This is a genomic window from Vibrio sp. 10N.261.55.A7, assembly GCF_002877365.1.
Taxonomy (GTDB): domain Bacteria; phylum Pseudomonadota; class Gammaproteobacteria; order Enterobacterales; family Vibrionaceae; genus Vibrio.
Genome location: NZ_MCWZ01000076.1, coordinates 1 through 6,107 on the forward strand (window position 1 = coordinate 1; position 6,107 = coordinate 6,107).

Consider the following 6,107-nt stretch of genomic DNA (forward strand, 5'->3'; position numbering starts at 1 on the left):
GGTATATAGTTTTGTAATCATCATTTAATTGCGTATTTATGCACTTATTGTTTTCATATTTGATGATATAAAACTGACATTAAGTAGTATTTAATGACAAAAAAGTCCGATTTGGGACGTGGTATATGGAGTCCTTAAAGTGACGAATAAGTATTTTACTCAAGAAAGTTCAGATGTACTAAACGACCTGAACACAGATCAAACTACCGGTCTTTCAACTTCTGAAGCGAATGAGCGTTTAGAAAAGCACGGCACGAACGAACTGACTGCTCAAGAGTCAGCAAGCGCTTGGGAATTGTATATTCACCAGTACAAAAACCCTCTCATCTTTATTCTTGCTGTTGGTGCAATAGTTTCTTGGTCTACTGGACATGCGATTGACGCAATCGCAATCGCAGTGATCATCCTAATCAATACAGGTATTGCTTTCTGGCAAGAGCTTAAGGCTCAGAAAGGAATGGAAGCGCTAAAAGAAATGGCGGCTCCAGAAGCGGAAGTAATGCGTGATGGCAAGTGGATCAGCGTACCAGCGAAAACGCTAGTACCGGGAGACATTGTCAAAATTAATACTGGCGACATTCTCCCTGCGGATGTACGTATTATCGAAGCAAACCGTCTTACAGTCGATGAAGCTGCATTAACGGGTGAATCTGATCCTGTGAACAAGCAATGTGAACTGATTGAAGATGAGACGGTTGGTCTTGGCGATCAGAAGAACATGGGCTTCATGACAACAATTGTTACGACGGGTACTGGTCTAGCGGTAGTAACAGGCACGGGTATGGAAACGGAAGTTGGTCACATCGCCGATATGATGAACCAAACTGAAGAAACCAAAACACCGATGCAAGAGCGTATGGATACTATCGCGCTTGTGTTGTTGATCGTCGCTCTTAGCGTCGTTGCTATTGTTTGTGCCATCGGTCTATACCATGGTATGCCGTGGTTAGAAATTCTAACGATGGGTATTTCCCTGTCTGTTGCTGCAATTCCAGAAGGTTTACCAACGGTTGTGACTATCGTATTGACGTTAGGCTCAACTAAGATGGTTAAGAGTAATGCATTGGCGAAACAGCTTGCTGCCATTGAGACTCTAGGTTCTACAACGGTCATCTGTTCAGATAAAACAGGTACACTGACTCAAAACCAAATGCAGGTGATGAAAGCGTACGATGTATCTGGTCGCTATTGGAATGTTTCTGGTAAAGGCTTCGATCCTGAAGGTGCATTTTCACCAGTAGGACACGATGTTCAAGCAAAAGACAGCCAGGCGATGATGAAAGGCCTAGTTGTTGCAACGTTATGTAACGATGCTGAGTATGTCATTGATAAGGGCCGCTGGTCTGTTCGTGGTAACCCAACAGAAGGTGCTTTGATTGTTGCAGCGGCTAAAGCAGGTCTGAATCAATCAGACATGCTGACAACGGGCGGTTACTCTATCATCAAGAAGTTCCCATTCGACTCTGGTCGTAAAATGGCGTCTGTTATTGTGCGTGAGCCCAATGGTAAGCACTTCCTTGCATTGAAGGGCGCGCCAGATGTTGTTCTTAAGCAATCGACAAGTTACATGCTCGACGGTAACTTTGTACCCACAGCAAACGCAATGAATGCTTCTGGCAACCTTGCTTTAGACACTGCGCAAGCACAAGAGCTACAAACTGACTTTGAAGCGGCAATTCAAAACTTCGGTAGTGATGCTTTGCGTACTCTCGCTGTCGGTTTCCGTGAGCTGAAAGAAGATGAGCTTGATCTTGATTTTCCTGAGTTAGAGAAAGACGTAAGCATTCTTGGTATCTACGGCATCATGGATCCACCTCGTCCAGAAGTACGTGACGCAGTTGATACTTGTTTCGATGCTGGTGTTCGTACGGTTATGATTACCGGTGATCACGCAGTAACCGCAGCAGCGATTGCTCGCGAAATCGGCATTATCCGTAGTGAAGAGGATTTAGTGGTAACCGGTGCAGAACTGGACCTGATGGATGAAGAAAAGCTTCGCGCTATCTGTCCTAAGGTAGCGGTATTTGCTCGTGTAACGCCAGAACACAAACTACGCATCGTGAAAGCGCAGCAAGAAAACAACGAAGTTGCGTCAATGACGGGTGATGGTGTAAACGATGCTCCTGCATTACGTCGTGCCGATATCGGTGTTGCAATGGGTATCACAGGGACATCGGTTGCTAAAGATTCGGGTGACTTAATCCTACTCGATGACAACTTCAGCACCATCGTTAAAGCGGTACGTCAAGGTCGCCAAATCTTCGACAACTTGCGTAAGTTTATCCGTCAAGCGCTAACCGCAAACGTGGGTGAAGTATCGGTTATTTTGTTTGCTTTCCTAGTGATGGGCCCAGAGGTTATTCTGCCGCTAACGCCACTCATGATTCTTTGGGTTAACCTCGTATCAGACGGTCTACCAGCGCTTGCGCTTGGTGTTGAACCTGAAGAGAAAGATTTGATGGAGCGTAAGCCAAGCAAGCGTAATGCAGGTTTCTTCTCTGACGGTCTCGGTATGCGTATCTTAACTCGTGGTCTAGCACTTGGTGGCTTGAGTTTCGTAACGTTCTCATACGTATTAGGTGATGGGTACAGTGCTCAATACGCACAAACCGTTGCTTTCCTAACACTGATCTTTGCACAGCTTTGGAGCTTGTTTGATGCACGTACGTTCACGACGATTTACCGTAAGAACCCGTTCACTAACAAATACTTACTAGGTTCAGTCGCTGTATCTGCGACATTGTCGCTAGGTGTGGTTTACACTGGCTTTGGGCAACTAGTATTTAGCACAGAAGCGGTTGAGATTGGTCATCTAATGTCAATCATCCTTGTTGCTGCAGTACCAACATTTGTACTATCAGCCATTAAAGAAGTAACGAAAGCGAAGTTCATATAATTTAATACCAAGAACAACGTTAGGCTAGGTAAAAAAATCCCGCTACTGAGTAGCGGGATTTTTATTTCTGCTAAAGAACAAAGCATTAGAGACAAATTAAATCTCGATCTTATCCTTAAACTCACAAAGATCTTCAATAATACAGCTCCCACAGCGGGGCTTTCTGGCTACGCAGGTATAGCGACCATGAAGAATTAACCAGTGGTGAACATCGATTTTGAATTCACGAGGAACAACTTTTAGGAGCTTCTTCTCGACATCGTCCACGGTTTTACCCATAGCAAACTTGGTGCGGTTAGAGACACGATAAATATGCGTATCGACAGCAATAGTAGGCCAACCAAATGCGGTATTAAGCACCACGTTCGCTGTTTTCCGACCAACGCCAGGCAGTGCTTCTAGCGCTTCTCTATTTTCTGGCACTTCACCGTTGTGAAGATCAAGCAGCATGCGACATGTCTTGATGACATTCTCTGCTTTGGAGTTAAACAACCCAATCGTTTTGATGTATTCCTTAACGCCATCTACCCCAAGATCAAACAATCCTTGTGGCGTATTAGCAACAGGATAAAGTTTATCGGTCGCCTTGTTGACACTCACATCGGTCGCTTGAGCGGAAAGTAACACGGCGATTAACAATTCAAACGGAGTGCTCCAGTTAAGCTCGGTTTCTGGCTTAGGGTTGTTATCTCTTAATCGAGTTAAGATTTGTACGCGCTTTTCGTTATTCATTTTAGTTTGCTTACATTGTCGTTATTAGTTTGTGACTCGAACTCGCTCAATGACTTCTTTTTCTACTTTCGGTTGGCGAGATTTGATTTGATTATCGATAACGTTTTTCATTGCAATGATAAAGCCTACACCAATAAATGCGCCTGGCGGAAGGAGTGCGAGTAAGAAGCTATTATCGAACTGAAAGACTTCAATGCGAAGTGATTGTGCCCAATCTCCAAGTAGGACGTCAGCGCCATCAAATAGAGTACCGTTACCCATTAGCTCACGCATTGCACCGAGAAGAACCAATACTGCCGTCATGCCAAGCCCCATCCAGAACCCATCCAGCGCAGAAGGCAACACTGAGTTCTTAGAAGCAAAAGCTTCCGCTCGACCAATGATGACGCAGTTGGTTACGATCAGTGGGATAAAGATGCCGAGAGAAAGGTATAATCCAAACGTGTAGGCGTTCATAAGTAGCTGAACACAAGTCACCAACGAAGCAATAATCATAACGAAAATGGGTATGCGAACTTCTTTTGGCACATGTTCACGAACTAATGAAACAATTACATTGGATCCAACCAGCACGAGCAGAGTTGCAATGCCCAGCCCCAATGCATTGGTGACCGTTGATGACACGGCTAGCAGTGGACAAAGGCCAAGCAGTTGCACGAGCGCGGGGTTGTTGTCCCACATTCCATCTTTTAAAAGCTTTCTGTTGCTAGTCATTTGAACCTCCGCAGTTGAATGCTTGATTCACTAATTCATGTTGATTTTTAATAACAAAGCCAACGGTGTTTTTAACGGCGCCAACCACGGCTCTTGGCGTAATGGTTGCTCCGGTAAATTGGTCGAATTGTCCACCATCTTTGCGGACTTTCCAGGTGTCCAAATTGGACTCAGTCACTGTCTTACCATTAAAGCTGAGAATCCAATCGCTCACTCGAAGATCGATCTTGTCTCCAAGTCCTGGTGTTTCTTTGTGGGACAGAACTCGAGTCCCTGTTACTTCACCCGTGGTGCTGATACCTACAATGACTTTAATCGTTCCATTATAGCCATCAGGGGCAATAGCTTCGATCGCAATACCACTGGGTTCGCCGTTGAGCGTGGCAAAATAGGCTGGCATGGGATCATTGGTACCAAGAGATTCACTGGTGACCAAGCTACACGATTGATACAAGTCGTTGTCGTGCAATTCTTTAGGAATGACTTGGTTAAGAATGGAAAGCAATTGCGCTTTTTCTTGTAAGTTAATTCTATCTTCGGTCAAGTAGTGCGTAACCGCAACCAGTCCAGTTGAAGCGCAGGCAAAAAGAGCCAAAGTGAGTCCATTTTTTCGAATAGCGGCTAACATAATGCCTCCTTAGTGCCCATAAGTGCGTGGCTTCGTGTAGTAATCAATCATAGGTACGCACATATTCGCGAGTAAGACGGCAAATGCCACTCCGTCAGGGAAGCCTCCCCAGCTACGAATAATAAAGACTAAAGCCCCAATAAATGCACCAAAGACCAAGCGACCTTTCACTGTTGTTGAGGCTGAAACAGGATCGGTGGCAATAAAAAATGCCCCTAGCATCGTTGCACCAGAGAGAAGGTGAATGATAGGACTGGCTGTTTCACCGGGTGTGAGCAACATAAACAATCCGCTCACTAAGGTTAGACTCGCGATAAAAGCAACAGGAATGTGCCAATTGATAATGCGAAGTTTAATTAAGAGTAATCCACCCGCCAAATAGGCGAGGTTGACCCATTCCCAACCTACTCCGGCGATACCACTGAATTGAGGTTGCTGCATTGCTTCAGAGGCTGTGTTGCCCGAGTGCAGTGCAGTTTTAAAGGCATCAAGTGGCGTTGCCATAGTGACACCGTCTATACCTGTGCGTATTTGCGCCAGAGAAAGTCCTTCATGATTAAAGCCCGTGAAGATGAGTGAGAAGGCGTCAATAAAAGTAACAGGTGCTTGGTTTAGCTCGGTCGGTGTGACCCAAGAAGTCATCTGAACAGGGAAGGAAATAAGCAAAACGACATACGCAACCATTGCAGGATTAAAGATGTTTTGCCCAATACCTCCATACAGATGCTTGGCGATGATCACGGCAAAAATTAGGCCCATGATAATGATCCACCAAGGGGAGTAGGGCGGAATGGCGACGGCTAACAACCAGGCTGTGACCAGAACACTGTAGTCTCTTAAAGCGGATAGCGGGTGACGTTTTCTAATCAACATAACAGCCGCTTCAAGAACGACGGCAATGGTTAATGCCATGGCCAGTTGGATTAATGTACCCCAGCCAAAAAAGTAGCTTTGTGCAGCTAGCCCAGGAAGGGATGCAAGCATGACCCACTTCATTAAGTCGGTAGTGCTTCTTTTACTATGGGCGTGGGGGGAGCTGGCGATAAAAAAGGCCACTATTGGTTCTCCTCGGTATCATTCTGTGTCAATGCCGTTTGCTTAGCTTTACGCGCTTTCGCTCGAGCAATAGCTGCTGCA

The 6,107-nt window shown here is 45.4% G+C and carries 5 protein-coding genes; 1 reads left to right on the forward strand and 4 read right to left on the reverse strand.

Features of this window, described 5'->3' with window-relative positions; genetic code table 11:
* Positions 1-139 precede the first annotated feature (139 nt).
* The gene (locus BCU12_RS05985; RefSeq protein WP_102403442.1) at positions 140-2,896 is read left to right on the forward strand and encodes a cation-transporting P-type ATPase; all 2,757 of its coding nucleotides are present in this window, start codon (positions 140-142) and stop codon (positions 2,894-2,896) included.
* Positions 2,897-2,992: 96 nt separating this feature from the next.
* Here BCU12_RS05985 and nth read toward each other — a convergent pair whose 3' ends face one another.
* Genes nth through rsxD form a run of 4 tightly spaced genes read right to left on the reverse strand, consistent with a single transcriptional unit; the run spans position 2,993 to position 6,026 of the window.
* Positions 2,993-3,628 (reverse strand): endonuclease III, encoded by a 636-nt coding sequence (gene nth, locus BCU12_RS05990; RefSeq protein ID WP_102403443.1) that lies wholly within the window; start codon positions 3,626-3,628, stop codon positions 2,993-2,995.
* Between the two features lie 24 nt (positions 3,629-3,652).
* The gene (locus tag BCU12_RS05995; RefSeq protein ID WP_102403444.1) at positions 3,653-4,342 is read right to left on the reverse strand and encodes an electron transport complex subunit E; all 690 of its coding nucleotides are present in this window, start codon (positions 4,340-4,342) and stop codon (positions 3,653-3,655) included.
* Entirely contained in the window at positions 4,335-4,970 is a 636-nt protein-coding gene (rsxG, locus tag BCU12_RS06000) for an electron transport complex subunit RsxG (protein WP_102403445.1), read from the reverse strand. Before rsxG ends, BCU12_RS05995 begins: the two co-directional genes overlap by 8 nt.
* Before the next feature lie 9 nt (positions 4,971-4,979).
* Positions 4,980-6,026 carry an electron transport complex subunit RsxD gene (rsxD, locus tag BCU12_RS06005; RefSeq protein WP_102403446.1) on the reverse strand — a complete coding sequence of 349 codons (1,047 nt, stop codon included), beginning with the start codon at positions 6,024-6,026 and terminating at the stop codon, positions 4,980-4,982.
* Positions 6,027-6,107: the final 81 nt, after the last annotated feature.

Coding starts and splice junctions, on each gene's coding strand:
- nth (WP_102403443.1), bottom strand. CDS start 3,628: ATGAATAACGAAAAGCGCGTACAAATCTTAACTCGATTAAGAGATAAC.
- BCU12_RS05995 (WP_102403444.1), bottom strand. CDS start 4,342: ATGACTAGCAACAGAAAGCTTTTAAAAGATGGAATGTGGGACAACAAC.
- rsxG (WP_102403445.1), bottom strand. CDS start 4,970: ATGTTAGCCGCTATTCGAAAAAATGGACTCACTTTGGCTCTTTTTGCC.